Source organism: Streptomyces sp. NPDC000134, assembly GCF_042899225.1.
Classification (GTDB): Bacteria; Actinomycetota; Actinomycetes; order Streptomycetales; family Streptomycetaceae; genus Streptomyces.
In genome coordinates this window covers 172,194-197,530 of the sequence record NZ_JBIAZN010000009.1, presented here as the reverse complement: position 1 = coordinate 197,530, position 25,337 = coordinate 172,194, and the positions used below count along the sequence as shown (strand labels likewise).

The 25,337-nt window shown below is 75.3% G+C and carries 25 protein-coding genes; 13 read left to right on the top strand and 12 right to left on the bottom strand.

Features of this window, described 5'->3' with window-relative positions:
* Window positions 1-12 precede the first annotated feature (12 nt).
* Both ACFY32_RS15825 and ACFY32_RS15820 read left to right on the top strand, forming a co-directional pair.
* Complete coding sequence (locus tag ACFY32_RS15825) at window positions 13-996, top strand: fibronectin type III domain-containing protein (protein ID WP_390674469.1); 984 nt, start codon at window positions 13-15, stop codon at window positions 994-996.
* Window positions 997-1,153: 157 nt separating this feature from the next.
* Window positions 1,154-1,699 (top strand): hypothetical protein, encoded by a 546-nt coding sequence (locus ACFY32_RS15820; protein WP_359199290.1) that lies wholly within the window; start codon window positions 1,154-1,156, stop codon window positions 1,697-1,699.
* A 46-nt stretch (window positions 1,700-1,745) separates the two neighbouring features.
* Here the strand turns inward: ACFY32_RS15820 and ACFY32_RS15815 are convergent, their stop codons facing one another.
* From ACFY32_RS15815 to ACFY32_RS15800, 4 genes are all read right to left on the bottom strand, one after another.
* On the bottom strand, window positions 1,746-2,318 hold the full coding sequence (locus tag ACFY32_RS15815) for a PadR family transcriptional regulator (protein WP_359199293.1): 573 nt from the start codon (window positions 2,316-2,318) through the stop codon (window positions 1,746-1,748).
* Between the two features lie 28 nt (window positions 2,319-2,346).
* Window positions 2,347-4,362: an NADPH-dependent 2,4-dienoyl-CoA reductase gene (locus ACFY32_RS15810; RefSeq protein ID WP_359199296.1), complete on the bottom strand. Its 2,016-nt coding sequence runs from the start codon at window positions 4,360-4,362 to the stop codon at window positions 2,347-2,349.
* Window positions 4,363-4,481: 119 nt separating this feature from the next.
* Window positions 4,482-4,853 (bottom strand): hypothetical protein, encoded by a 372-nt coding sequence (locus tag ACFY32_RS15805; protein WP_359199299.1) that lies wholly within the window; start codon window positions 4,851-4,853, stop codon window positions 4,482-4,484.
* Between the two features lie 102 nt (window positions 4,854-4,955).
* Window positions 4,956-5,843, bottom strand: a complete 888-nt coding sequence (locus ACFY32_RS15800) for a hypothetical protein (protein ID WP_390674468.1) — start codon at window positions 5,841-5,843, stop codon at window positions 4,956-4,958.
* A gap of 253 nt (window positions 5,844-6,096) precedes the next feature.
* On the opposite strand from ACFY32_RS15800, the gene ACFY32_RS15795 reads away from it, so the two are divergent.
* Complete coding sequence (locus ACFY32_RS15795; protein WP_390674467.1) at window positions 6,097-8,178, top strand: SpoIIE family protein phosphatase; 2,082 nt, start codon at window positions 6,097-6,099, stop codon at window positions 8,176-8,178.
* Window position 8,179: 1 nt separating this feature from the next.
* Here the strand turns inward: ACFY32_RS15795 and ACFY32_RS15790 are convergent, their stop codons facing one another.
* Both ACFY32_RS15790 and ACFY32_RS15785 read right to left on the bottom strand, forming a co-directional pair.
* A complete protein-coding gene (locus ACFY32_RS15790; RefSeq protein WP_359199307.1) occupies window positions 8,180-9,004 on the bottom strand; it encodes a putative protein N(5)-glutamine methyltransferase in 825 nt (274 codons plus the stop codon).
* Window positions 9,005-9,173: 169 nt separating this feature from the next.
* A complete protein-coding gene (locus ACFY32_RS15785) occupies window positions 9,174-10,262 on the bottom strand; it encodes a hypothetical protein (RefSeq protein ID WP_390674466.1) in 1,089 nt (362 codons plus the stop codon).
* 167 nt (window positions 10,263-10,429) lie between these two features.
* Here ACFY32_RS15785 and ACFY32_RS15780 point away from each other — a divergent pair, with 167 nt between their 5' ends.
* From ACFY32_RS15780 to ACFY32_RS15760, 5 genes are all read left to right on the top strand, one after another.
* The gene (locus tag ACFY32_RS15780; RefSeq protein WP_359199405.1) at window positions 10,430-10,834 is read left to right on the top strand and encodes a MarR family winged helix-turn-helix transcriptional regulator; all 405 of its coding nucleotides are present in this window, start codon (window positions 10,430-10,432) and stop codon (window positions 10,832-10,834) included.
* Between the two features lie 57 nt (window positions 10,835-10,891).
* The gene (locus tag ACFY32_RS15775; RefSeq protein ID WP_359199313.1) at window positions 10,892-11,497 is read left to right on the top strand and encodes a sulfite oxidase-like oxidoreductase; all 606 of its coding nucleotides are present in this window, start codon (window positions 10,892-10,894) and stop codon (window positions 11,495-11,497) included.
* Window positions 11,498-11,528: 31 nt separating this feature from the next.
* Complete coding sequence (locus tag ACFY32_RS15770) at window positions 11,529-12,248, top strand: ferredoxin reductase (protein ID WP_359199408.1); 720 nt, start codon at window positions 11,529-11,531, stop codon at window positions 12,246-12,248.
* A 196-nt stretch (window positions 12,249-12,444) separates the two neighbouring features.
* Window positions 12,445-13,029: a hypothetical protein gene (locus ACFY32_RS15765; RefSeq protein ID WP_359199316.1), complete on the top strand. Its 585-nt coding sequence runs from the start codon at window positions 12,445-12,447 to the stop codon at window positions 13,027-13,029.
* Window positions 13,030-13,207: 178 nt separating this feature from the next.
* Entirely contained in the window at window positions 13,208-14,176 is a 969-nt protein-coding gene (locus ACFY32_RS15760) for an acetylxylan esterase (RefSeq protein WP_359199319.1), read from the top strand.
* A gap of 4 nt (window positions 14,177-14,180) precedes the next feature.
* On the opposite strand, the gene ACFY32_RS15755 is transcribed toward ACFY32_RS15760, so the two are convergent.
* Window positions 14,181-14,900, bottom strand: coding sequence for a class I SAM-dependent methyltransferase (locus tag ACFY32_RS15755; protein ID WP_390674465.1), 720 nt, complete (start codon window positions 14,898-14,900; stop codon window positions 14,181-14,183).
* A gap of 375 nt (window positions 14,901-15,275) precedes the next feature.
* On the opposite strand from ACFY32_RS15755, the gene rho reads away from it, so the two are divergent.
* Window positions 15,276-16,415, top strand: coding sequence for a transcription termination factor Rho (gene rho / locus ACFY32_RS15750; protein ID WP_390674464.1), 1,140 nt, complete (start codon window positions 15,276-15,278; stop codon window positions 16,413-16,415).
* A gap of 83 nt (window positions 16,416-16,498) precedes the next feature.
* Window positions 16,499-17,698, top strand: a complete 1,200-nt coding sequence (locus tag ACFY32_RS15745) for a D-alanyl-D-alanine carboxypeptidase family protein (RefSeq protein ID WP_390674463.1) — start codon at window positions 16,499-16,501, stop codon at window positions 17,696-17,698.
* A gap of 316 nt (window positions 17,699-18,014) precedes the next feature.
* On the opposite strand, the gene ACFY32_RS15740 is transcribed toward ACFY32_RS15745, so the two are convergent.
* The gene (locus ACFY32_RS15740) at window positions 18,015-19,037 is read right to left on the bottom strand and encodes an asparaginase (RefSeq protein ID WP_390674524.1); all 1,023 of its coding nucleotides are present in this window, start codon (window positions 19,035-19,037) and stop codon (window positions 18,015-18,017) included.
* A gap of 32 nt (window positions 19,038-19,069) precedes the next feature.
* Window positions 19,070-19,831 carry a FadR/GntR family transcriptional regulator gene (locus ACFY32_RS15735; protein ID WP_359199334.1) on the bottom strand — a complete coding sequence of 254 codons (762 nt, stop codon included), beginning with the start codon at window positions 19,829-19,831 and terminating at the stop codon, window positions 19,070-19,072.
* A gap of 158 nt (window positions 19,832-19,989) precedes the next feature.
* On the opposite strand from ACFY32_RS15735, the gene ACFY32_RS15730 reads away from it, so the two are divergent.
* Window positions 19,990-21,033: a fatty acid desaturase family protein gene (locus ACFY32_RS15730; RefSeq protein ID WP_390674462.1), complete on the top strand. Its 1,044-nt coding sequence runs from the start codon at window positions 19,990-19,992 to the stop codon at window positions 21,031-21,033.
* Window positions 21,034-21,088: 55 nt separating this feature from the next.
* Here ACFY32_RS15730 and crcB (ACFY32_RS15725) read toward each other — a convergent pair whose 3' ends face one another.
* Window positions 21,089-21,457 carry a fluoride efflux transporter CrcB gene (crcB, locus tag ACFY32_RS15725; RefSeq protein WP_390674461.1) on the bottom strand — a complete coding sequence of 123 codons (369 nt, stop codon included), beginning with the start codon at window positions 21,455-21,457 and terminating at the stop codon, window positions 21,089-21,091.
* A complete protein-coding gene (crcB, locus tag ACFY32_RS15720; RefSeq protein ID WP_359199343.1) occupies window positions 21,454-21,924 on the bottom strand; it encodes a fluoride efflux transporter CrcB in 471 nt (156 codons plus the stop codon). Before crcB (ACFY32_RS15720) ends, crcB (ACFY32_RS15725) begins: the two co-directional genes overlap by 4 nt.
* Window positions 21,925-22,169: 245 nt before the next feature.
* Here crcB (ACFY32_RS15720) and ACFY32_RS15715 point away from each other — a divergent pair, with 245 nt between their 5' ends.
* Complete coding sequence (locus ACFY32_RS15715) at window positions 22,170-22,562, top strand: MarR family transcriptional regulator (RefSeq protein WP_359199346.1); 393 nt, start codon at window positions 22,170-22,172, stop codon at window positions 22,560-22,562.
* A 17-nt stretch (window positions 22,563-22,579) separates the two neighbouring features.
* On the opposite strand, the gene ACFY32_RS15710 is transcribed toward ACFY32_RS15715, so the two are convergent.
* A complete protein-coding gene (locus ACFY32_RS15710) occupies window positions 22,580-22,981 on the bottom strand; it encodes an SseB family protein (RefSeq protein WP_359199349.1) in 402 nt (133 codons plus the stop codon).
* A gap of 350 nt (window positions 22,982-23,331) precedes the next feature.
* Here ACFY32_RS15710 and ACFY32_RS15705 point away from each other — a divergent pair, with 350 nt between their 5' ends.
* Entirely contained in the window at window positions 23,332-25,092 is a 1,761-nt protein-coding gene (locus ACFY32_RS15705; RefSeq protein ID WP_359199352.1) for a beta-galactosidase family protein, read from the top strand.
* Window positions 25,093-25,337 lie beyond the last annotated feature (245 nt).

Below are 25,337 nucleotides of genomic sequence, written 5' to 3'. Positions count from 1 at the left end.
GGGAGGCCCTCCGTGCCAGGTGCATCCGTCGCCGCCGCCCTGCGCCGCTGCGCCCTGTTCTGTGCCGCCGCCGCGCTGGTCGCCTCGTGCGGCCGGGGCGCGGCCGACGACGCCGGGGACGGGCCGCTGCCCGGGGCGCCGACCGGGGTCACCGCCGAGGCGGGCAGCGCGCACAGCGTGCACGTGATGTGGAACGCGATCGCGAGCGCCGAGACGTACGAGGTCTACCGGGGGCGCGAGAAGGTGAAGGACGTGCCCGGTTCCGAGCGCATGGTCGACGTCACCCGGCTGCGCCCGTCGACCACGTACGTCTTCACCGTGCGGGCCCGGGACGGCGAGGGACGGCTGGGGCCGCACAGCCGTCCGGTCCGGGCGAGGACGCCCGCGGCCGCGGCGGCCGACGGCACCGCCCCCACCCGGCCGGCCGGCCTGCGGGGCCGGGCGGCCGGCGGACGGGCGGTGCAGCTCTCCTGGTCGGCGGCGAAGGACGACCGGGGCGTGGTGTCGTACGACATACAGCAGGGCGGCACGAAGATCCACAGTGTGGGCGGCAACCAGACGGCGGCCGTGGTGACGGGGCTGCGGCCCGGCACCCGGTACACCTTCACGGTCCGGGCCCGGGACGCGGCCGGCAATGTCTCGCCGGCCGGGGCCGCCGTCCGGATCACCACGCCGGGCAGCGACGACGGGCGGTCCACCGCCCCGACCGGGCTGCGCGCGGGCACCCACCGGGCCGACGGGGCGTACCACATCGACCTGAGCTGGGTCCCGCCGCGTACCGACGGGGTGGTGACCGAGTACCAGATCCAGTTGGACGGGCGCCCGGCCACCTCCCTGGTCTACGGCGGCGACGCGCCGCGCGGCAGGGCGGAGTACAGCTTCTACGCGGGCCAGGAGGCCGGCGTCACCCACCGGGTGAGGCTGCGGGCCAAGCTGCCCGACGGCACCTGGGGCGGCTTCTCGGCGGAACGGACGGTCACGACGGGCGAGGGCTGAGGCGGCGCGGCCGGGGCGGCGCGTCACCTGGGCGGCTGCGCTCCGCATGCGGGACGGGGCCGGGGCCGGTTGGCTGCCCGTGAGGCAGCACGGGCGTCCCCCGATCCGGCGGCGCAAGGGATGTACCGCCGACCGTGTCGCCGAAGGGGCAGTCGACATGCGCATCCATCAGCCGCTTCTCCGCTCCGGCCCGGTCGTGGCAGCTTCCGCGCTGCCCCTCGTCCTGGCCGCCGGGCAGGCCGCCGCCGGGACCGGGATCTCCGTGAGCACCTCCGGGTCCACGGTGTCCGTCACCACGAGCGCCTGCTCGCAGATCAACGGCAGTTGGGGCACCGCCTCGCTGCTGGGCAGCGGCCAGGCCAACTTCGCGCAGGGCCGCCAGGTGGCCCTGTCGGGGACCGCCGCCAATCAATCGGCCGCCTGGTCGAACATCAGCCCGGGTACGTACACGGTCATCGTCGTGTGCTCCAACAACAGCACCGCGGGCACCCAGACCGTCATCGTCTCCCGCGCGGCCGTACCGTCCGCGACGGCCCGGCCGAGCGCGACGGCCGCGCCGTCCCGGGGCGTCATGGGCGGCGTCGGCGGGGCGGTGCGGGACTACGGCACGGTCACGCTGGTGGCGGGCGGCGCCCTGGTCGGGGCGGGCGTCATCGGAGCCGCCTGGTTCCTGCGCCGCCGCTCCAAGCCGTACCGCTTCTGATCCGGGGCTCAGGATCTGATCCGGGGCTCAGGTTCCGGTCCGGGGCTCAGGTTCCGAACCGGGGCTCAGGTTCCGGTCCGGGGCCGGGCAGTTCGGGGAAGTCGGTCAGGACGTGGCGCAGCCACTGGGTCCAGAAGGTCTCCAGGTCGATGCCGGCGCGCAGCACGAGGTGCCGCAGCCGGTCCTCGGGACCGTCCTTCCCGGGCGGGAAGTCCCGGCGTTCGATCTCCCGGTACTCGGCCAACTGCCGCTCGTGCAGCTCAAGATGGCGGCGGAGGTCCGCTTCGAGGCCGGCGGTGCCGACGACGGCCGCGGCGCGCAACCGCAGCAGCGTCACGTCCCGCATCGGCTTGGGGTCCTGCGCGGCGGCGGTCCAGCGGGCCAGTGCGGCGCGGCCGGCGGGCAGGACCTCGTACGCCTTCTTCTGCCCGCGGGCCGGCTGCTCGGCGGGCAGGGCCCGGATGAACCCCTCGGCCTCCAGCTTTCCCAGCTCGCGATAGATCTGCTGGTGCGTCGCCGACCAGAAGTAGCCGATCGACCGGTCGAACCGGCGGGTCAGCTCCAGGCCCGACGACGGCTTCTCCATCAGGGCGGTGAGGATCGCGTGCGGGAGTGACATGGGCTCATCCTAGGGACGGCACCGGGGCCTACAGCGCCGCCGCCAGTTCGGTGCCCTGCTGGACGGCGCGCTTGGCGTCGAGTTCGGCGGCCACGTCGGCGCCGCCGATCAGGTGCGCGCCGCGGCCCGCGGCGACCAGGGCGTCGTACAGATCCCGGCGGGGCTCCTGGCCGGTGCAGAGCACGATGGTGTCGACCTCCAGGACGGTGGGCTCCCCGTCGACGGTGAAGTGCAGTCCGGCGTCGTCGATCCGGTCGTAGCGGGCGCCCGGGACCATGGTGACGCCGCGGTGCTTCAGCTCGGCGCGGTGAATCCACCCGGTGGTCTTCCCGAGCCCGGCGCCGACCTTGGTGGGCTTGCGCTGGAGCAGGTGGACGGTGCGCGGCGGGGCGGGCCGCTCGGGGGCGGCCAGACCGCCGGGGGCGCCGTAGGCCGGGTCGACGCCCCAGTGGCGGAAGTACGTCTCCGGGTCCTCGTGGGCCTTGTCGCCGCTGTCGGTGAGGTACTCGGCGACGTCGAAGCCGATGCCGCCGGCGCCGAGGATCGCGACGCGGTCGCCGACGGGGGCGCCGTCGCGCAGCACGTCGAGGTAGCCGAGGACGCTCGGGTGGTCGACGCCGGGGATGTCGGGGACGCGGGGGGTGACGCCGGTGGCGACCACCGTCTCGTCGTAGCCGTCGAGGTCGGCGGCGGTGACGGGGGTGTTCAGGCGGACGTCCACGCCGAGGTCGGCGAGGCGGGTGCGGAAGTAGCGCAGCGTCTCGTCGAACTCCTGCTTGCCGGGGACCCTGCGGGCCACGTCGAGCTGGCCGCCGATCCGGCTCGCGGCGTCGAAGAGGGTGACGTCGTGGCCGCGTTCGGCGGCGCTCACCGCGCAGGCCAGGCCGGCCGGTCCGGCGCCGACCACGGCGACGCGCTTGCGCCGCCGGGTGGGAGTGAGGACGAGTTCGGTCTCGTGGCAGGCGCGGGGGTTGACCAGGCAGGAGGTGATCTTCCCGCCGAAGGTGTGGTCCAGGCACGCCTGGTTGCAGCCGATGCAGGTGTTGATGGCCTCGGGCCGGCCGGCCGCGGCCTTGGCCACGAAGTCGGGGTCGGCGAGCATCGGGCGGGCCATGGACACCAGGTCGGCGGTGCCCTCGGCGAGCAGTTGCTCGGCCAGCTCGGGGGTGTTGATGCGGTTGGTGGTGACGAGCGGGACGGACACCTCGCCCATCAGCCGCCGGGTGACCCAGGTGTAGGCGCCGCGCGGCACGGAGGTGGCGATGGTGGGGACGCGGGCCTCGTGCCAGCCGATGCCGGTGTTGATGATGGTGGCGCCGGCCCGCTCGACGGCCTTGGCGAGGGCGATCACCTCGTCGAGGGTGGAGCCGCCGGGCACCAGGTCCAGCATGGACAGGCGGTAGACGATGATGAAGTCCTCGCCGACCGCCTCGCGCACCCGGCGGACGATCTCGACGGGGAAGCGCGTCCGGTTCTCGTGACTGCCGCCCCAGCGGTCGGTGCGGTGGTTGGTGCGCGCGACGGTGAACTCGTTGATGAGGTAGCCCTCGGAGCCCATGATCTCCACGCCGTCATACCCGGCGGCGCGGGCGAGGCGGGCGGCGCGGACGTAGTCGTCGATCGTGCGCTCGACCTCCGCGTCGGTCAGCTCGCGGGGCACGTGGGGGCTGATCGGCGCCCGCAGCGGGCTGGGCGCGACCAGGTCCGGGTGGTAGGCGTACCGGCCGAAGTGCAGGATCTGCAGGGCGATCCGGCCGCCCTCGCGGTGCACGGCGTCGGTGACGACCCGGTGCCGCTCGGCCTCCGCCTCGGTGGTGAGCCTGGCGCCGCCCTCGTAGGGCCGGCCCTCGTCGTTGGGGGCGATGCCGCCGGTGACGATCAGGCCCACTCCCCCGCGTGCGCGGGCGGCGTAGAACGCGGCCATGCGCTCGAAGCCGCGCTCGGCCTCCTCCAGGCCGACGTGCATCGAACCCATCAGGACCCGGTTGGGCAGCGTGGTGAAGCCCAGGTCCAGCGGGCTCAGCAGGTGGGGGTAGCGGCTCATGGGGCCCTCCGTGCGCGGTGTCGTGCCTCTGTTGTAGAGGACACCCGCCACCTTTTGCAACTAGTTGCATAAAGCGGCGTCGCACACGGAGGGCCCGGCGGGGCCGGAGGGTCCGTCGCTCAGCGGGCCTCCAGTTGGACGTGCAGTTCCCGTTCCTGGTCCCCGGAGGCCGTGCTCAGGTCCCGCACGGTGAACAGGGAGTCCAGGGTGGTGCGGAACCGCTCGATCGCCCAGTAGCCGCCCTGTACGTCGGCGTCCACCGAGGCGGCGAGCCGCACCGGGTCGCACTCGCCGCGCGGGTCGCCGGTGACGTCGTAGGTGCCCAGCCACACCGTGGGGCGGACCTCGTGGCACTCCCGCGGGACGTCCTCCGCGCACCGGTCGGACGAGTAGCAGGCGCACAGGGCGTCGAAGACGGTCCGGGCGTCTTCCTTGCTGCATCCGCTCAGTTCCACCGAGACGGATTCCGGCTGCGGTCGCTCGGCGTCCATGTGATCGCTCCTCTCGGGCCGCGCTGCGGCACCGCGGACGCTCCGCGGCACCGCGTCCCCCTCTCCCAGAAAAACACCGCTCGGGGCGGAGCACTACCGGGCTCAGCTCCGGGTGAGGCGGTACGTCCTGCTGTCGGTCAGCACGCAGAAGCCCGGGGAGACGACGATGACGCGCAGGGTGCCGGTACGCCGGTCGTAGTCGACGCCCTCCGCCTCGAAGGCGCCGGAGCAGGCGCTGCGCAGCGGCAGTTGGCGCAGGGCCGTGACCCGGCCGGTGACGTCGGCCGTGCCGTCCGGCGCGGCCGGCAGGTCGATCTGGAGGAGGGGCTTGGTGAGGCCGAAGAGGGTGCCCTCGGGGTCGTCGGAGGAGCACAGCAGCCGGGTGGCGGTGACGAAGTCGCAGCCCTGGACGTCGCGCACCGGGCGGTCCAGGCGCACGGTGGCGGCCTGCGGCAGGTTCGCCGAGGGCGAGGTGGCGGGGTTGACGCCCGGGGTCGGCAGGACCAGCAGCCGGTCCATGGTCCCCCACTCGCCGGACAGCATCCACTGCCCGTCCGGGGAGATCGCGACCCAGGAGTTGTTCCGCGCCTCGCCGGGGCCGAGCGCATGCGTGTACTCCGCCCAGGTCCCGTCCGGCGCCTGCACCCGGTACAGCTTCGCGGCCCCGTCGTCGCGCTGGTACGGCTCGACGTAGTGGCCGTCGTAGGAGGCGTCGGGGTCGCCGACGTGGTTCCAGCCCCGCACCGAGAGGCCGAGCGGGACGGTGCCGATGCCGGTGTACCGGTTGGGGCTGCCGGCCGGGACCTCCACGGACGCCAGCCCCTGGCTCTCGGTCAGCGGGTCGGCCCGGTCCGAGCCCGCCTCGGTCCACACGTCGGCCGCCGGGGCGGCGGAGGCGGGCGGCGCGGCGGCCAGGGCGAGCGCCGCGAGGGCGAGGACGCCGGTGAAGAGGGCGTGACAACGTTGCCGGACGGAGGTGTGCGGGGGCATGGGGGTGCTCCTCGGTGGGGGCGGCCGGGACGGGACGGGCGGGACGCGCTCGGCGCACAGTGTCGCGGTTTCCGGCAGTCATGTACAGACCAATCTCGGGTGTCGGGGGGCGTGGGAGCCGAGATGCGGAGATGGTGGAAGGAGACGGCGGCGGCCCCGGTGGAACGGCCCTCCGCGCGGTGGAACGCGGGAGGACGGAAGTGGCCGGCGCCGGGGAAGGGTGCCGCGTGGAACGGTCGAAGGCGGGCGTGGGATGAGTGCAGCCGGGTCGGCGTCCGGTGGGCCCCGGGACGACGGGCCGCCCCGGGTGCCGGTGCGGCCGACGGGGCTGCTGGACGTGCTCGGCGTGGCCTCGGTGGTGCTCGACGCCAAGGGCCGGATCGTGCTGTGGAGCCCGCAGGCCGAGGAGCTGTTCGGCTACCGCGCGCAGGAGGCGCTGGGCCGGTACGCCGCCCGGCTGATGGTGCACGAGCGGCACTTCGACCAGGTCGCCGGGTTGTTCGCCGACGTGATGGAGAACGGGCGGAGCTGGGCGGGGGCCTTCCCCGTCCGGGTCAAGGGCGGGGGGACCCGGCTGGTGGAGTTCCGCAACATGCGGCTGCTGGACGACCGGGGCGCGGTGTACGCCCTCGGCCTCGCCGCCGACCACTCGACCGTGCGCCGACTGGAGCGGGACGTGGCGCTGTCCGCGCGGGTGATCGAGCAGTCGCCGACCGGTCTGGCGGTGCTGGACACCGAGCTGCGGTACGTGTCGGTCAACCCGGCACTGGAGCGGATCGTCGGCCGCCGGGCCGCGGACCACCTCGGGCGGACCGTCCGCGAGGTGCTGCCCGGGTCCGGTTCCGCCGACGTCGAGGCCGCGGCGCGCCGGGTGCTGGAGAGCGGCCGGCCGGTCGTCGACCTGCCCGCGGTCGGGCGGACGCCGCTGGAACCGGAGGAGCACGCCTGGTCGGTGTCGCTGTACCGGCTGGAGGACGCCATCGGCACGGTGCTGGGCGTGGCCCTGTCGGTGGCGGACATCACCGAGCAGTACCGCGCGGGCGTGGCGGCCGAGGCCGCGCGGCGGAGGCTGGCGGTCGTCGCCGACGCCTCCGCGCGCATCGGCACCACCCTGGAACTGGACCGCACCGCGCGGGAGCTGGCCGACGTGGCGGTGCCGGAACTCGCCGACGTGGCCGCCGTGGACCTGCTGGAGGCGGTGGTCCAGGGCCGCCGCAGCACCCTGGGCCCGGCCGAGGCAGCGGTGATCCGGGCCCTGGCCGTGCGGGCCGACGAGGTGCCCGAGGCGCTGCGGGCCGCCGACCCGCCCGGACAGGTCGCCGGTTACGGGCCCGAACGGCTGGTCACCGAGTGCGTGCGCACCGGGCGGCCGGTGCTGCTGCGGCACGTACGGGAACGGGACCTGCCCCGGATCGCCCGCTCCGCCGAGGCCGCCGGGCTGCTGCGCCGGGCCGGGGTGCACTCGTACCTGGCGGTGCCGCTGATCGCGCGGGGCGAGGTGCTGGGCGCGCTGGACCTGAAACGGACCCGCAATCCGCAGCCGTTCGGCGAGGACGACGTGCTGCTGGCCCGGGAGCTGGCCGCGCGGGCGGCGGTGCAGATCGACAACGCCCGCTGGTACCGGCACGCCCGGGACAGCGCGCTCACCCTGCAGCGCAGTCTGCTGCCGAGCGTGCCGTCGGTGACCGGCGGCCTGGAGGTGGCCTCCCGCTACCAGCCGGCCGAGGCCACCAGCGAGGTCGGCGGCGACTGGTTCGACGTGATCCCGCTGGAGGGCGGCAAGACCGCGCTGGTCGTCGGTGACGTCATGGGCAGCGGCGTCACCGCGGCGGCGTCCATGGGCCAACTGCGCACCGCGACGAACACCCTGGCCGCCCTGGACCTGGACCCGGCGCTGCTCCTGGAGCACCTCGACCGCACCACCGCCGGCCTCGAACGGTCCATCGCGACCTGCGTGTACGCCGTCCACGACCCGCATCTGCGGCAGTGCCGGATCGCCAACGCCGGGCACCTGCCGCCGGTCCGGGTGCGGCCGGGGCGGGCGCCGGAGCTGCTGGATCTGCCGACCGGGGTGCCGCTCGGGGTGGGCGGGGTGCCCTTCGCGACCACGACCGTGGACCTGGACCCCGGCGACCGGCTGGTGCTCTACACCGACGGGCTGGTGGAGACCCGCCGGCAGCCCCTGGACGAACGGCTGGACATGCTGCTGAACCTCCTGAAGGGACCGGACCGGCCCCTTCAGGAGGTCTGCGACCTGCTGCTGCGCGCCCTGCACGAACCGGGGAACGCCGACGACGTGGCCCTGCTGATCGCCCGCGCCACCTTGCCGTCCTGACTCACCGCCGTACGCCGATCACCACGTGCGCGGAGAGTTCCTCCGAGACCGCGAGCCTGGGTTCGAGGCCCCCCCGGGCGAAGGCGTCCAGGGCCGCGGGGGCCTGGCGTTCGCCGGTCTCGGAGAGCAGGCAGCCGCCGGGGGCGAGCCAGCCCGCCGCGTCGGCGGCGACCCGGCGGAGCACGTCCAGGCCGTCGGCCCCGCCGTCGAGGGCGAGGACCGGCTCGTGGTCGCGGGCCTCGGGCGGCAGCAGGGCGACCTCGCCGGTGGGGACGTAGGGCACGTTGGCCGCGAGGACGTCGACCCGGCCGCGCAGCCCGTCGGGGAGGGCGGCGTACAGGTCACCGGCGTACACCCGGCCGCCGGCGGGGGCGAGGTTGCGGCGGGCGCAGCGCACGGCGGCCGGGTCGAGGTCGGCGGCGTGCACCTCGGGCCGGCCGAGCGCGGCGGCCAGCGCGGCGCCCACGGCGCCGGAGCCGCAGCACAGGTCGACGACGACGGCCGCGCCGGGCACCTGGGCGAGGGCCTGCTCCACGAGGAACTCGGTGCGGCGGCGGGGGACGAAGACGCCGGGTTCGACGGCGATCCGCAGGCCCCGGAACCCGGCCCAGCCGAGGACGACTTCGAGGGGCAGGCCGGTGGCCCGGCGGTCCACCAGCGCGGTGGCCTCGGCGGGGGTGCGGGCGGTGGCGAGGATCAGTTCCGCCTCCTCCTCGGCGAAGACACAGCCGGCGGCGCGCAGCGCGGCGGCCAGCGCCTCGGGCGAGGAGGCGGGGGAACCGGGAGAAGCGGGGGAACCGGGAGAAGCGGCGGAGGGTGAGGACATGCGGGAGAGCCTTCCGGGAACCGAAGGGCGCTCTCGCGGTCACCCGTGGCGGGCGATCCGCGTGCCGTGCGAAGAGAGCGCCCGGACCGACACAGCGGTGATGGGACCCACCTCCTCGCATCCGACGGCCGGGACGATCCACGGCCGTCGGTCACCCTACCCCAGCCGGTCAGACCCCGACGGCCTCCTCGGCCTCCTCCTCGGCCTCCGCGGCCTCCTCCCGGGCCGCCGCCCCGGCGTCGGTCCCGGCCTCCCCGGCGGGCCGCGTACGGTGTCCGGTCCCGGGGGTGGGCGCGGGGGCGGCGGCGCGCTCGCGGACGGCGGCGACCGCGACGGCGATCAGGCCGAGCACCAGCCAGCCCGCCAGCGTCCAGACGTTCCCGGCCAGTCCGTCGCCGTCGAAGTAGAGCAGGGCGCGCAGGCCCTCCACGAACCCGGCGCCGTTCCAGAAGGCGTGCAGGGAGCCGAAGAAGCCGTTCTGCAGTTCGGGGCGGTACAGGCCGCCGGAGGTGGTGAAGTTGAGCATCACGAACAGCACCATCATGGCGAGCGTGGTCCACCGCTTGAGGAAGGTGTGCAGCCCGACGCCGAGGAACAGGATGCCCGCCGAGTACAGCCAGGCCATGCCGAACAGCGCGCCCAGCGAGTGGTGCGCGAGGTGGAACACCGGCCCGGCGAGCAGCGCGCCGATGCCGCCGACGACGGCCGAGACGCCGAGCGTCAGCAGGGCCCGGACGCGCATCGGCAGGGCGGCGCCCGCGGCGCCGAGCGCGGCCACCGAGGCGTAGGAGCCGATGCTGACGGCGACCAGCAGGAAGAACAGGCCCTGGCCAGTGGGGTCGTCGCCGACCGGGGCGGCCACGTCGGTCACCTTCAGCGGGACGCCCTGCCGCTCGGCGAGCGGCGTGAACACCTTCTCCACCGCCATCGCGCCCATGTCGGAGCCGGCCGTGGCCACCATGACCTCCGGCGCCCGCCCGCCGGGGACGTAGGCGCCGGTGATGTCCCGGGACTTCAGCAGGCCGGCCGCCGCCGCCCGGGTGGGCACGGTGCGGACGTCGAGGGCGGTACCGGCCCGGTCCTGGACCGACCGGGCGAGCGCCTCGGACCCGGGGCCGGAGCCGACGACGGCGACCGGCACATGGTGGGGCTCGGGGGTGACGAACGCCCCCATGTAGGCGAGTCCCATACCGAGACACATCAGCAGGGGGGTGATCAGGTGCGTGAGCACATGACGCAGAGCGGTCTGGGACCTCATGGTCCGAAAGCCTCCGGGGATCGGCGTGATGGGCGAGGCCGTTATGGTTGGTAATTACAACTACCTCTTCAAGTTGTACTATACAACCAGAACCCGAGGGAGGTCCCGTGACAGCAGCCGACCGGTCCCGGTCCGAGGAGACGGCCGTGGAGACGATCCAGCGCGAGATGACGGTCTTCGCCCGCCGCGCCCGCGCCTCGGCGGGCCGCATGCACCCCGAGCTGTCGCTGGTGTCGTACACGCTGCTCGGGCACCTGGAGGAGCGGGGCGGCTGCCGGGCCACCGACCTGGCCGCCCACTACGCGCTGGACAAGTCCACCGTCAGCCGCCAGGTCGCCGGGCTGGAGCGGGCCGGGCTGGTCGAGCGGCGGCCCGACCCGGACGACGCCCGGGTGCAGGTGCTGGACCTGACGGAGGCCGGACGGAGCATCCTGGCGCAGGTCACGGTCAGCCGCCGGGCGGCGTTCCGGGAGCGGCTCGCCGACTGGCCGGAGGAGGACCTGCTGCGCTTCGCCGCGTACCTGGAGCGGTACAACGCGTGGCCGCAGCGGCCACCCGGCGACGAGCGCTGACCGCGGGCACGTACCGTTGACGGCGTACACATCGACGACACCCCTGGGCACCACCGCATGAACATCACCCGAGGCTTCACCGGGCGCCCCCGCGCCGCCCGCGAGGGCCTGCCGCCCGGCCAGTACGACGCGGGCGACGACTGGCCCGTGCTCTCCGCCGAGGTCACCCCCGACCTCTCCCCCGCCGACTGGTCCTTCCGCGTCGGCGGCCTGGTGGCCACGCCGCGCGTGTGGAGCTGGCAGGAGGCGCACCGGCTGCCCGCCTCCGCGTACGAGGGCGACATCCACTGCGTGACCGGCTGGTCGAAGTTCGGGGTGCGGTTCGGGGGCGTGTCGCTGGACGCCTTCCTCGACGCGGCGGGCCCGCTGCCCTCCGCCACCCACGCCGTGGCCCGCTCCCGCACCGGCTACACGGCGAACCTCCCGCTCGCCGACCTCACCGGCGGGCGCGCCTGGATCGTCTGGGAGTACGACGGCCGCCCGCTCGCCCCCGAGCACGGCGGCCCGGCACGGCTGGTGGTGCCGCACCTGTACTTCTGGAAGAGCGTCAAGTGGGTCGCGGGCCTGGAACTCCTCGACCACGACGAGCCGGGCTTCTGGGAGCGCAACGGCTACCACGCCCGCGGCAACCCCTGGCAGGAACAGCGGTACTCCGGTGACTGACCCGGCCCTCCGCTCCCCCGCCCGGTTCGCGGTGCCCGGCCGGATCGCCGTGGACGAGCGGGTCGCCGCCCGCTGGCAGACCGCCACCATCACCGAGATCCGCCGCGAGACCCCGCGCGCCGCCACCTTCCGGTTCGCGGTGCCCGGGTGGGCCGGCCATCTGCCCGGCCAGCACCTGATGCTGCGGCTGACCGCCGAGGACGGCTACACCGCCCAGCGGCACTACTCGCTGGCCTCGGCGCCCGACGACCGCGGGCACATCGAGCTGACCCTGGACCGGGTGGCCGACGGCGAGGTCTCCGGCTGGTTCCACACCGTGGCCCGGCCCGGCGACCGGGTCGAGGTGCGCGGCCCGCTGAGCGGCTTCTTCGCCTGGCCGGGCGACCGGCCCGCGCTGCTGCTCGGCGCCGGTTCCGGCGTCGTCCCGCTGATGTCGATGGTGCGGCACCACCGGGCGCGGGCGCTGACCGTCCCGCTGCGGCTGCTGGTGTCCGCGCGCAGCCCCGAGGAACTGATCTACGCCCGGGAGTACGGCGCCGAGACCACGCCCGTGTTCACCCGGAGCGCGCCGCGGGGCACGCCGGTGGGGCGGCTGTCGGCCGCGCACCTCGCGCCGCTGCTGGCCGACCGGCCGCCGCAGGGCTGGGAGGCGTACGTGTGCGGCTCCAACTCCTTCGCCGAGCACGCCTCGAAGCTGCTGGTCGCGGCCGGCCAGCCGGTGGACCGCATCCGCATCGAGCGCTTCGGCTGAGCCGCCGGGCGGCACCGGTTTCCGCCGTGCGCGCCGGGGCACCTGCCCGGCGGGGCGGTGCGCGAGGCGGCCCGGACGGGTACCAGAAGCCGTAGGGGCACGCGCGGGCGTGCCGCGCCGCGGAGGGTACGGCGGTCCCCGGTCCCGTACGGCCGCCCGGCGGGCCCCCGGCCGCGGCGACGGCGAGGAGGTCGAGATGCGAACCCGGGTGCGCTACTGGCGGTGGCGGCGCAATCCGCTGCGGCGCCGGTCGGACGTGGTGGAGGCGTGGACGGTGCTGGTCGTCGCCGTCCTGCTGTGCGTGGGGGCGCCCGCGCTGGGCGTCCTGTCGGCCCGGTGGGCGCACGACCAGGCCCGGTCGGTGGCGGCGGAGCAGCGGGCGGAGCGCCGGCAGGTGCGGGCCGAGGTGACCGGGCAGACCCCCGGGACGCTGCCGTCGGCGCAGGCGGGCGGCGAGCACTTCTACCGGGCCACCGTGCGCTGGACGGAGCCGGACGGCTCCTCCCGGACGGCGGCGGCCCGGGTCCCGGCGGACACGCGGCGCGGCGAGTGGGTCGACGTGTGGTTCGACGCCCGCGGCCGCGAGGTGCCGGCCCCGGCGGACGACTCCCTGGTCCGGCAGCACGCGGTCGCCGTCGGCGCGTGCGCCACGGCCGGCGCGGCGGTCACCGTCCTGTTCGGGCACACCGTCGTACGCCGGGTCGCCCTGCGGCACCGGATGGCCGAGTGGGACCGGGCCTGGGCCCGCACCGAGCCCCGGTGGACCCATCGCCGGGCCTGACCCCGCCCCCGACGGTGACCCGACCACCCGGACCGCCCCCGGTCCCCCGCACCCGCCCCACCAGGGAAGTACGTCCGCCGCGAGGAAGTGAGCCGGGTCAGGATCTGGCGAGTCCTCCGACCACTCACGTACGGTGTGATCGCTCTCGCGCCGGTCCCTACCCGAAGGCGGTTCCTCGATGGCCCTGTTCGACCTCCCGCTCGACGAACTGAGCGCGTACCGCAGCGCGTCCACCGAACCCGAGGACTTCGACGCGTTCTGGGCCAAGACCCTTCAGGAGTCCCGGGAGTACGACCTGGACGCCCGGTTCGAGCCGGTCGACACCGGTCTCACCGAGATACGGGTGTACGACGTGACCTTCGCCGGGTTCGGCGGCCACCCGGTGAAGGGCTGGCTGCTGCTGCCCGCCGCCGCCGAGGAACCGCTGCCGCTGGTCGTGGAGTTCGTCGGCTACGGCGGCGGACGCGGCCTGCCGCACGAGCACCTGCTGTGGGCCGCCACCGGCCGGGCGCACTTCGTGATGGACACCCGCGGCCAGGGCAGCGTCTGGGGCGGCGGGGGCGGCACGGCCGACCCGGTCGGCGGCGCGCCCGCGTACCCGGGGTTCATGACCCGGGGCATCGACGCCCCGGAGAACTACTACTACCGCCGGGTCTTCACCGACGCCGTCCGCGCGGTCGAGGCGGCCCGCTCGCACCCGCTGGCCGACCCGGCGCGCACGGTCGCCCTCGGCGGCAGCCAGGGCGGCGGCATCACCCTCGCGGTCGGCGGGCTGGTGCCGGACCTGACGGCGGTGGCGCCGGACGTGCCGTTCCTCTGCGACTTCCCGCGCGCCACCACCCTCACCGACCGGCACCCGTACCGGGAGGTCGGCCTGTACCTGAAGACGCACCGGGGCCGGACGGAGCAGACGCTGCGCACCCTGTCGTACTTCGACGGCGTGCACTTCGCGGCCCGCGGCCGGGCGCCCGCGCTGTTCTCGGCGGCCCTGGAGGACCAGACCTGCCCGCCCTCGACGGTCTTCGCCGCCTTCAACGCCTGGGCGCACGAGGACAAGGCGATCGAGGTGTACGAGTTCAACGACCACGAGGGCGGCGGCCCGTACCAGGAGGCGGCGAAGGTCCGCTGGCTGGGCGCCCGGCTCTGAGCCGTCAGCGGCGGGCGGCGACCAGCCGGGCGCGGGGGCTGCCGTCGGGCCGGTGCCCGAACTCCGGCAGGGGGTGGAGGTCCACCTCGAAGCCGGCCCGGGTCAGCTCCCGCCGCACGTCCCCGAGCCGGAAGGTGCGGTAGTACATGACGAACGGGGGCCGCCACAGGGCGTTGCGCACCCGCATCGCCGCGTCGAAGCCCAGCAGCGACCAGTAGCCCGGGGAGCCGGGGCGCGGCGGTGCCGCCAGCGGGAAGGCGAACAGGCCGCCCGGCCGCAGTACGGAGCGCACCTGGGCGAACAGGCCCGGCAGTTCGCGGGGCAGGAAGTGGCCGAACGCCCCGAAGCTCACCACGAGGTCGAAGGCCGGGGCGAACGGCAGGGCGCGGGCATCCGCGCGGACCCAGGACACCGGCACGCCGGCGGGCCGGACACGGTCCCGGGCGACCGCCAGCATGCCCGCGCTGAAGTCGACGCCCGTCACCCCGTGCCGGCAGAGCCGGGCCAGGGCACCGGCCCCGGCGCCGGTGCCGCAGCACAGGTCGAGGCCGGTGCCGAAGGGGCCGAGCGGCGTGAGGGCGGTGGCGACGGCGTCCAGGACCCGGTCCGGCGTCCGGTACGGGGTGTGGTCGAACTTCGGGGCGAGCAGGTCGTAGCCGTGCTCGACCGACGACAGTGCCTGGACGGCGAGTTCGCGCAGCGTGGGGCCTTCGGGGCTGAACATCCGGTCAGCGTAGAAGACCGCCGCCGGGAGCGGCGGAACAACCGCCGGGCCGCCCTGGCCGACGTCCGTGAGCGCTCGATCCCGGTGCCGTCCGGGCCATCCGGGTGATATAATGCCATCAGCACTCGTGCACGCCCCTTCTTCTTGGGCGCCGGTGCGGTTTTCTCTCCGAGGGTTTCTCCTCCGGAATTCCTTCTTGGTTCGCCGAATCCGTCCGTCCTTCCCGGTCGGCCGCGTCGGTTTTCCCCTCACCTCCCTGGCGGGTCCGTTCTTCCCCGCCCTCGCCGAGGTGCTGTTCCTTCCTTCCGCCGCTGACAGGCGATCTCCCCCCTTCCGTAGCACCCCCGAGCACTCGTCCGTGAAAGGACCACCAGCATGACCACCACACTCGACCACCCCCCGGTACGGCAGACCCCCGCCGAGACCGTCAGCGGCGTCCTCGACATCGACGCGGGCGGCAAGGGCCGGCTGCGCCCACCGCACCTGCTGCCCACCCCCGCCGACCCGCACCTCTCCCCCGCGCTGATCCGCCGGTACGGCCTGCGCAAGGGCGACCTGGTGGAAGGCACCCGCGGCGACAAGCAGGCCCTCACCGGCGTCGCCCGGGTCGACGGCCGCGTCCCGGACCGGCCCGGCGACCGGCCGGGCTTCGCCGACCTCACCCCGCTCCACCCGCACCGGAAGCTGCGCCTGGAACACCCGGCGGCCGGTGCCGCCGGCCGCCTCATCGACCTGCTCGCCCCCGTCGGCAAGGGCCAGCGCGGCCTGATCGTGGCACCGCCCAAGACCGGCAAGACCGTACTGCTCCAGCAGATCGCCGCCGCCGTCGCCGGCAACCACCCGGAGTGCCGGCTGATGGTGCTGCTGCTCGACGAACGGCCCGAGGAGGTCACCGACATGCGGCGCTCGGTCCGGGGCGAGGTGTACGCCTCCACCTTCGACCGCACACCCAAGCAGCACATCGCGCTGGCCGACCTGGTGATCGAACGGGCCAAGCGGCTCGTCGAGGCCGGCGAGGACGTCGTCGTCCTGCTCGACTCCCTCACCCGGCTCTGCCGGGCCCACAACAACGCCGCCGCGGCGGGCGGCCGGACGCTGAGCGGCGGTGTGGACGCCGGGGCGCTGACCGGGCCGAAGCGGTTCTTCGGCGCCGCCCGGCAGACCGAGGAGGGCGGCTCGCTCACCATCCTCGCCACCGCGCTGGTGGAGACCGGCTCCCGGGCCGACGACTTCTTCTTCGAGGAACTCAAGAGCACCGGCAACATGGAGCTCCGGCTCAGCCGCGAACCCGCCTCCCGCCGGATCTTCCCCGCCGTCGACATCGACGCCTCCGGCACCCGCCGCGAGGAACTCCTGCTTCCCCCCGCCGAGTTGAACGCCGTCACCGGACTGCGGCGGGCCCTGCGCGGCCGGGACGGACACCCCGGCCTGGAGACGCTGCTGGAGCGGATGCGGCAGACCCCGGACAACGCCGCCTTCCTGCGGCGCGTCCAGCCCACCCTGCCGACCGCCTGACGCGGTGCGGCATCCGGGTGCCCGGGTGGTCCGTCCGGCCCGGCCCGCGTGGCGTTCGGCGCCCCCATTCCTACGTTTGCGGTATGACTATCGAATTCTCCTTTCGCGGTTCCCGGACGGTCGTGTCGGGATGCGTGCTCTGCGCGGCGGGACTGCTGGCGCTCGCGCCCGCCGCCGTGGCCGTGCGCACCAGACCACCCGACCCCGGCCCGGCCGCCGGACCACGGGCCGTCGCCCCCCAGCCCGACCTGCTCTACCGGTCCGGCACCCAGGTCCGGCCGCGCCCCGGGGCCCCGCGCATCCCCGAGGTCTCCGCGCTCGCCTGGGTGGTCGCCGACGCCGGCACCGGCGAGGTGCTCGCCGCCCACGACGCCCACCGTCCGCTGCCCCCGGCCAGCACCCTGAAGACCCTGTTCGCGCTCACCGTGCTGCCCGCGCTGCCGGGCGGCGTGCGGCACCAGGTGGGGCACGGGGAACTGGCAGCCGTCGGTCCGGGCAGCAGCATGGTCGGCGTCGCCGAGGGCGGTACCTACCGGGTCTCCGACCTGTGGAACGGGGTCTTCCTCAACTCCGGCAACGACGCCGTCCACGTGCTGGCCGCGCTCAGCGGAAGCTGGCAGGGCACGGCCGCCCGGATGCAGGCCCAGGCCCGAGCCCTGGGCGCCCATGACACCCACGTACGGTCGCCGGACGGGTACGACACGCCGGGTCAGGTGTCGTCGGCGTTCGACCTCGCCGTGTTCGGGCGGGCGGGGCTGCACAATCCCGACTTCGCGCGGTACTGCGCCCGGGTCGAGGCCCAGTTCCCCGGCGCCGACGGCGGCACCTACGGCATCGTCAACACCAACCGGCTGCTGACCGGGGCGGACGGGGTGCCGCCGTACCCCGGGGCGATCGGCGTCAAGAACGGGTACACCAGCCGCGCCGGGCACACCCTGGTGGCCGCCGCCCGGCGGGACGGACGGACCCTGGTGGTGACGGTGATGAACCCGCAGCAGGGCGGCGCCCTCGCCGTGTACGAGGAGGCCCGCGCCCTGCTGGACTGGGGGTTCGCCTCGGCGGGCCACGTCGATCCGGTGGGGTCGCTGGACGCCCTGCGGGACCGCGCCCACGCCGTCCCCGAGCCCGAGCCCGCGGCCACGCCGGTCGCGGCGCGGGCCGAGGACGGGCCGGGCTGGCCGGAGACGGGGATGATCGCGGGCGCCGCCGGGCTCGGCGCGGGCGCGACGGCACTGGTGCTGCGGCTGCGACTGGTACGGCCCGCGACCGGGCCGGCGGAGTGACGTGCGGGACGACGACCTCGGGACCGGGGACGACGACCGCAGGGGCCGAAGACGACGACCGCAGGGGCTGAGGGACGACGGCCTCGGGATCGGGGACGACAACCGCAGGGGCCGAAGACGACGACCGCGCAGTCGAGGACGACGACCGCAGGGCCGACGGGAAGGTGACCCTCACCGCCGGCTTCGGCGAGTGGTCCCGCCGATCAGGTGTGCCGCACGCGGCCGGTGCCCCGGGGGGACCGGACGTGTCCCCGCCGTCGGGCGGGGCCCCACACGCCCCCTGTCCCGGCGGGGCCCGGCGTGATCACGCCGCCCGTCAGGCGGCGTCGCACACGGCCCCGGTGGAGCCGAGGGCGGGGACCGGGCGGACGCCGCCGACCGGGCGGCCGCCGCCGAGCAGGGTCTCGCCCGCGAACGCGGTGAGCGCCGCGGGGTCCACCCCGGCGTGCGCGAGGGCCGCCGCGGCGACCGGGACGCGGGCCCGGTTCGCCCCGTCGGCGATCTTCACGGCGACGGCGCGGCCGTCGGGCAGCGCGGCGACCTGGACGCCCTCGAAGCCGTCCTTGGCGAGCAGTCCGGGCACGGCCCGCATCAGCGCGGCGACGTCCCGCCCCGAGCCGGAGGCCAGCTCGGCGTGGGTGCGCATCGCGTCGGCGACCCGGGCGCCGGGGGTGCCGGGCGCGGCGGTGGTGAGGCGGGCGGCGGCGCGGGCCAGGCCCCGCAGGGAGACGGAGAACAGGGGGGCGCCGCAGCCGTCGACGGTGACCCGGGCGACGCGCTGGCCGGTCAGCTCCTCGACGGTCTCGGCGATCGCCCGCTGGAGGGGGTGGCCGGGGTCGAGGTAGTCGTCGAGGGACCAGCCGTTGACCTGGCAGGTGTAGAGCATGGCGGCGTGCTTGCCGGAGCAGTTCTGGGCGAGCCGGGAGGCCGGGCGGCCCGCGCGCACCCAGGCGTCCCGGACGACCGGGTCGTACGGCAGGTCGGGCACGTTGCGCAGGTGCTCCTCGCCCAGGCCGGCCAGGCCGAGGATGCGGCGGGCGCCGTCGAGGTGGCGTTCCTCGCCGGAGTGGCTGGCGGCGGCGAGGGAGAGCAGCTCGCCGTCGAGCGGCAAGCCGGCCCGGACCATGGCGGTGGCCTGGAGGGGCTTGAGCGCGGAGCGCGGGTAGAACGCGGCCTCGATGTCGCCGAGCCGGAGGGTGACCTCGCCGTCGGGGCCGAGGACGACGACGGAGCCGTAGTGGACGCCTTCGGTGACCCCGCCGCGTACGAGGTGGGCGACGGGGGCGTGCTGGGGTTCGCGGATCGGGGGTGCGTCCGCGGGAGAGGTGCTGTAGTACATCACTGCCTGCTGATCGTGGGCCGGTACGCGGGTCACGCGTCGGGCCCGGTGGTGGTGGCCGGGCGGACGGCGCGGGTGGGCGCCGGGGACCCGTCCGTGCGCGGGGTGCGCACGAGGTCGGTGAGGGTGGTCTCGACGCGGTCGAGGTGGTGGGCCATGGCCCGTTCCGCGTCGGGGGCGGAAGCGTCGGCCAGCGCCCGGAGCACGGCGCGGTGCTCGGTGTCGGCCTGCTCGCGGCGCCCGCCGCGTTCGTTGAGGAAGGCGGACTGGCGGGCCAGGGCGTCGCGGATCTCCTCGATGACCCGGCGGAAGACCGGGTTCTGGGCGGCCTCAGCCAGCCCGAGGTGGAAGCCGGTGTCCAGCGCGGCCCAGGCGGCGGGGTCGGTCTCCCGTTCCATGCGGTCCAGCAGACCGGTCAGACGGGCGAGGTCCTGCGGGGTGCGGCGCCGGGCGGCGTACCCCGCGACCGGGATCTCGACGTGCCGGCGGACCTCCATCAGGTGGCCGGCCGTGTAGTCGCCGAAGGTGGGGCCCTGTACGGCGTCGGCGACCACGAAGGTGCCCCTGCCGGTGCGCGAGACGGTCAGGCCCATGGTCTGCAGCGCCCGCAGCGCCTCGCGCAGCACCGGACGGGAGACCTCCAGGGTGCGGCACAGCTCGGCCTCGGAGGGCAGCTTGTCGCCGATGCCGTACGTGCCGCGCTCGATGGCGCCGCGGAGGTGGCCGAGCACCGCCTCCATGGCGCTGACCCGGCGCGGGCCCGGCACGGCTGTCTGGCTGTCTGACAGGTTCACGGAGCGATGGTCCGGCGGGCGGGCCGGAAGTGTCAAGCCGGGACCGCTCCGGGGTCCGCTGGTGGTGCTGGCCACACCCCGGTGCGGGGGTCAGCTCCCCCGGGGTCCGGGTGCCAACATCATTTCGCGCCGGGCCATCCGTTCCCATACTGAGACGCATGGCCCCTTCCATAACACTCACCGAGAAATCCTCCACCCGCGAACGGGAAAGGGGGAGCGATTTCTCCGAACTCTCCCGCCGCATCACCGAGGCGGGACTGCTGCGCCGCCGCCCGCTGTATTACACCGTGCGCTTCGGCGCGGTGGCGCTCGCCCTGGCGGGGAGTGTGGCGGCGTTCTTCGCGCTGGGCGACAGTTGGGGCCAGTTGTTCGTCGCCCTGGCGCTGGCGGTGGTCTTCGGCCAGCTCGGGCTGGCCGCCCACGACCTGGCGCACCGGCAGGTGTTCTCCCGGCGCCGGCCCAGTGAGATCGGCGGCCTGTTCACGGCCGACCTGCTGCTGGGCATGAGCTACGGCTGGTGGATGAACAAGCACACCCGGCACCACGCCAACCCCAACCACGAGGAGAAGGACCCGGACGTCGCCCCGGACCTCCTGGTCTGGTCGAAGCGGCAGGCCCGTGAAGCGGTGGGAATCCCACGGTTCATCGGAAAGCACCAGGCGGCGTTGTTCTTTCCGCTGCTGACCCTTGAGGGCCTGAATCTGAGTTTCAACAGCTTCAAGGCGCTGCGCGGTACGGCGGTGAAACGTCCGGTGCTGGAGGGGACGTTGCTCGTCGCCCATTTCGCGCTGTATTTCGGCGGTCTTTTCACGGTCCTCTCCCCCGGCAAGGCGCTGGCGTTCATCGCCGTCCACCAGGGCCTGTTCGGGATCTACCTCGGTTCGGTCTTCGCCCCCAACCACAAGGGGATGCCGATGATCGAGGAGGGCACGCGGCTGGACTTCCTGCGCCGCCAGGTCCTCACCTCCCGCAACGTGCGCGGCGGCGCGCTGGTCGACGCGTTCATGGGCGGCCTCAACTACCAGATCGAGCACCACCTCTTCCCGAGCATGCCGACCCCCGCCCTCGGCCGGGCCCAGGCCATCACCGAGCGGTACTGCGCCGAGCTGGGCGTCCCGTACCACCAGACCGGGCTGCTGGCCTCGCACCGGGAGGCGCTGCGTCACATGCGCGGCGTCGGGGAGCCGCTGCGCCGGGCGTGAGGCAGGCGCCGCCCGCTGCCCGGCGACCCGTACCGCCGGGCGGGGCGGGCCCGGCTCACAGCAGGCCGCCCAGCGCCCACCCCGCGCACGCCGCCCCGAGCCCGGCCGCCACGCTCGCCGTCACGTTGACCGCGGCCCGCGCCTCGGCTCCGCTCTCCGCGAGCCGCAGCGTCTCGTAGGAGAACGTCGAGTAGGTGGTGAGGGCGCCGCACAGGCCGGTGCCGATGAGCAACTGCAGGCGCGACCCGGCGGCGCCGCCGACCGCGGCCCCGGTCAGCAGCCCGAGCACCAGGGAGCCGGCGACGTTGACCGTGAAGGTGCCCCAGGGGAAGGCCGGGCCGAACCGGGCCTGGACGGCACGGTCGGTGAGGTAGCGCAGCGGGGCGCCGACCATGGCCCCCACGACGACGAGCAGCCAGTTCACGCGCGGGTTCCGCCCTTCGGTCCGGTCGTCGGCGCCGGCCGCCCGCGCAGCGCCCGGCGGGCCGCCGCCGTGCCGAGCCATACGGCGGCGAGCGCCGCGAGGGGCGTCGCGGCGAGGTAGGCCAGCGCGGTGCCGGTGCGGCCGGTGCCGAGCAGGTGCCGGATGTCGACGGCGTAGGTCGAGAAGGTGGTGAAACCGCCGAGCACGCCGGTGCCGAAGAAGGGCCGCACCAGGCGGTGCGGGGACCACACCTCGGTGACGGCCACCATGAACACGCCGATCACGGCACAGCCGACGACGTTGACCAGCAGGACCGTCCAGGGGAAGCCGCCGGTCGCCGTGGGCCACCACACGGTGGCCGCGTACCGGGCGGCGGCGCCGAGGCCGCCGCCGAGCGCCACGGCCGCCACGACCGGCGCCTGGCCGTCACGGACCGGCCGGGCCTCGGCGCGGTGGGGGGCTGTCATCGCGGTGTGTCGTCTCCTGCTCGCCGGGCATGGTCGTGCCCCGTTCACGAGCAGGGACCGCCGGCGGACGGGGTACGGCGAGGCCCCCGCCGCCGCGCCGCGCGCACCGGGCACGGCGCCGCTCAGCGTAACTCCGCCGCCGTGCCCGGGTCACGCCGAGGGGCCGTGCTGTCCGGCGAACCGTTGCGCCGGGCGCGGGCGTTCGGCCTGTCGGCGGCGGGCCGGGGCGGTGTTACCGTGCACGTATGGCAGCCAGTACGGCCGAGGCGGGGCTCGCGCGGCGGTGGCGGGAGATGCTCTCGTTGCACGCCCGTACGACGTGCGAGATCGACCGGGTCCTGCACCCGTACGGTCTCGGCGCGAGCGACTTCGAGGTACTCGACCTGCTCGCCTCCGACGTGCCCGACGCGGGCGGCCGGTGCCGGGTGCACAGCCTGGCGGGCCGGGTCCACCTCACCCAGAGCGCCCTGTCCCGGCTGATCGCCCGGCTGGAGAAGGACGGCCTGGTCGAGCGGTCCGTCTGCGCGGAGGACCGCCGCGGCGTCCGGGTCGGCCTCACTGCCCGGGGCCGCGATCTGCACGCCCGGACCCTGCCGCTCCAGCGGGCGGTACTGGCCCGGATGCTCGGCGGGTCCTGAGTCCTGGGGGCGGGTGCCTACGGGCGCGCGAGCAGGGTGCGGACGCCCTCCGAGGTGAGGGTCAGGCGGTGCTCGGAGCCGGCGTCGATGGACAGGGAGAGGTCCTCGGCGGGCCACTGCGAGGCGAGGGCGCCCAGCGGGACCAGCCGGTAGCGGGAGACGAACGGCAGCAGGCCGGCCATCTCCACCTCCGAGGTGAACACGGGCACGACGTGCCGGCCGCCGGGCTGCTCCAGCACGGGCAGCGCGACCGTCGCCGGGTTGCCGGCCTCCTCGTCGTCGGTGTCGTCGGGCACCGGTACGAGCACGTCGCTGCTCGCCAGCGTGTCCAGCGCCACCGTGTCCTGGGCGTTCTCGGTGAGCGTGTCCAGTGCCCGCTGGGCGGGCGTGGCGGAGTAGTTGTTCGCGGGTGTGTCCATGATGGCTTTCCCTGCTAGCGACCGGATTGCGGACCGCCCGAGACGTGGTCGGCACGGGCGCGGTTCCGGCTCGCGTACCCGGTGGCGACCGGCGCAATCCTCTTCGGGCGCCGGGGCGCACCGGCGGACGCGGTACGACGGCGGGCGCCGGGGCGGTACCGGCCGGGGTGTCCCTGACCCGCGTATCGACGCCCCGGCGACCCCTGGACGGCCTTCCGGGCCGCGGAGCGCGCGCAGCGGGCGGACGGGGACCGGGGGTTGACCGGGGTGCCGCGCGTCCGCTCTGATGTTACCGGTAACACAACTTCTCGGAGCCGCGCGGCGCCCCGCCCCTTCGAAGGGAACCCCCGATGCCCGCCCTGACGACGACGTCCGACGGATTCCTCCTGCACGGCGAGCCGTTCCGCATCATCTCCGGCGCGCTGCACTACTTCCGGGTCCACCCCGGCCACTGGGCCGACCGGCTCCGCAAGGCCCGCCTGATGGGGCTCAACACGGTGGAGACGTACGTCCCCTGGAACCTCCACCAGCCCTCCCCCGGCGCCCCGCTGGACCTCGACGGCATCCTCGACCTGCCGCGCTTCCTGCGGTTGGCCGGCGAGGAGGGCCTGAAGGTGCTGCTGCGCCCGGGGCCGTACATCTGCGCCGAGTGGGACGGCGGCGGGCTGCCCTGGTGGCTCACCGCCGACCGGGACATCGGGCTGCGCAGCGGCGACCCCCGCTTCACCGCCGCCGTCGACCGCTATCTCGACCTGCTGCTGCCCCCGCTGCTCCCGCACCTCGCCGCCTCCGGCGGGCCGGTCGTCGCGGTGCAGGTGGAGAACGAGTACGGGGCGTACGGCGACGACACGGCGTATCTGAAGCATCTGGCGGAGGCGTTCCGGGCGCGCGGCGTCGAGGAGTTGCTGTTCACCTGCGACCAGGCCGACCCGGCGCACCTGGCCGCCGGGAGCCTGCCGGGCGTGCTCGCCACGGGGACGTTCGGCAGCCGGGTCGAGGAGTCGCTGCGGACGCTCCGCGTCCACCGGGGCGAGGGGCCGCTGATGTGCACGGAGTTCTGGGTCGGCTGGTTCGACCACTGGGGCGGGCCGCACCACACCCGGGACGCCGCCGACGCCGCCGCCGAGCTGGACCGGCTGCTGACCGCCGGGGCCTCGGTCAACCTGTACATGTTCCACGGCGGCACCAACTTCGGCCTCACCAACGGCGCCAACCACCACCACGCCTACGCGCCCACCGTCACCTCCTACGACTACGACGCCCCGCTCACCGAGTGCGGCGACCCGGGCCCGAAGTACCACGCCCTGCGCGAGGTCATCGCCCGCCACGCCCCCGTGCCGGACCAGCCGGTCCCCGCGCCGTCGCCCAAACTGCCGCCCACGGCGGTCGAGCTGGGGCGGCGGGCGCCGCTGCTGCCGTACGCCGTGGCGTCGGTGCCGGCGGTGCGCGGCGCGGACCCGCTGCCGATGCACGCCCTCGGGCAGGCGTCCGGTCTGGTCCTGTACCGCACCTCCGTGCCGGCCGGCGGCGACGGGCTGCTGCGTTTCGCGGGCGGGGTCGGCGACCGGGCCCAGGTGTTCGTCGACGGCGCCCCCGTGGGCGTACTGGAGCGCGAGCGCGGCGAGGAGACCCTGCCCGTGCGCCTCCACCCCGGCGCCACGCTGGACGTCCTCGTCGAGAACCTGGGCGGCGTCAACTACGGGCCGCGCATCGGGGACCCCAAGGGCCTCCTCGGCCCGGTCACCTTCGACGGCACGGCCCTGCGCGACTGGGAGTGCCGGCCGCTGCCGCTGAGCGGACCGGACGAGGTGCCGTTCACCGCGTCGGGGACGGGTCCGGCGGCCGGGCCGGCGTTCCACCACGGGACGTTCGAGGTCGGGACACCGGCCGACGCCTTCCTGGCGCTGCCGGGCTGGACCAAGGGGCTGGCCTGGGTCAACGGCTTCGCCCTCGGCCGCTACTGGAACCGGGGCCCGCAGCGCGCGCTGTACGTCCCGGCGCCGGTGCTGCGGCCGGGCGTGAACGACCTGGTCCTGCTGGAACTGCACGGCACGACCGCCGCACGGGCCGCGTTCACCGGCGAACCGGACCTGGGACCGGCGAAGGTCTGACCCGGTCCGACCGCCCGACCGTCCGACCCGACGGCCGGTACGGCTCCGCCGGCCGGGTCCTGGCCCGGGACGCCGGGACGCGGTCCGACCGTCCGGCCGGGCGGCCGGTACGGCTCGCGCCGCACGGGCCCCGGCCCGGAACACCGGGACCCGGTCCGACCGTCCGACCCGGCGGCCGGCCCGGCCCCGGCCCGGAACGGCCGGGACGCGCCGCCCCGGCGGCCAGTACCGCTCACGCTCGCCCC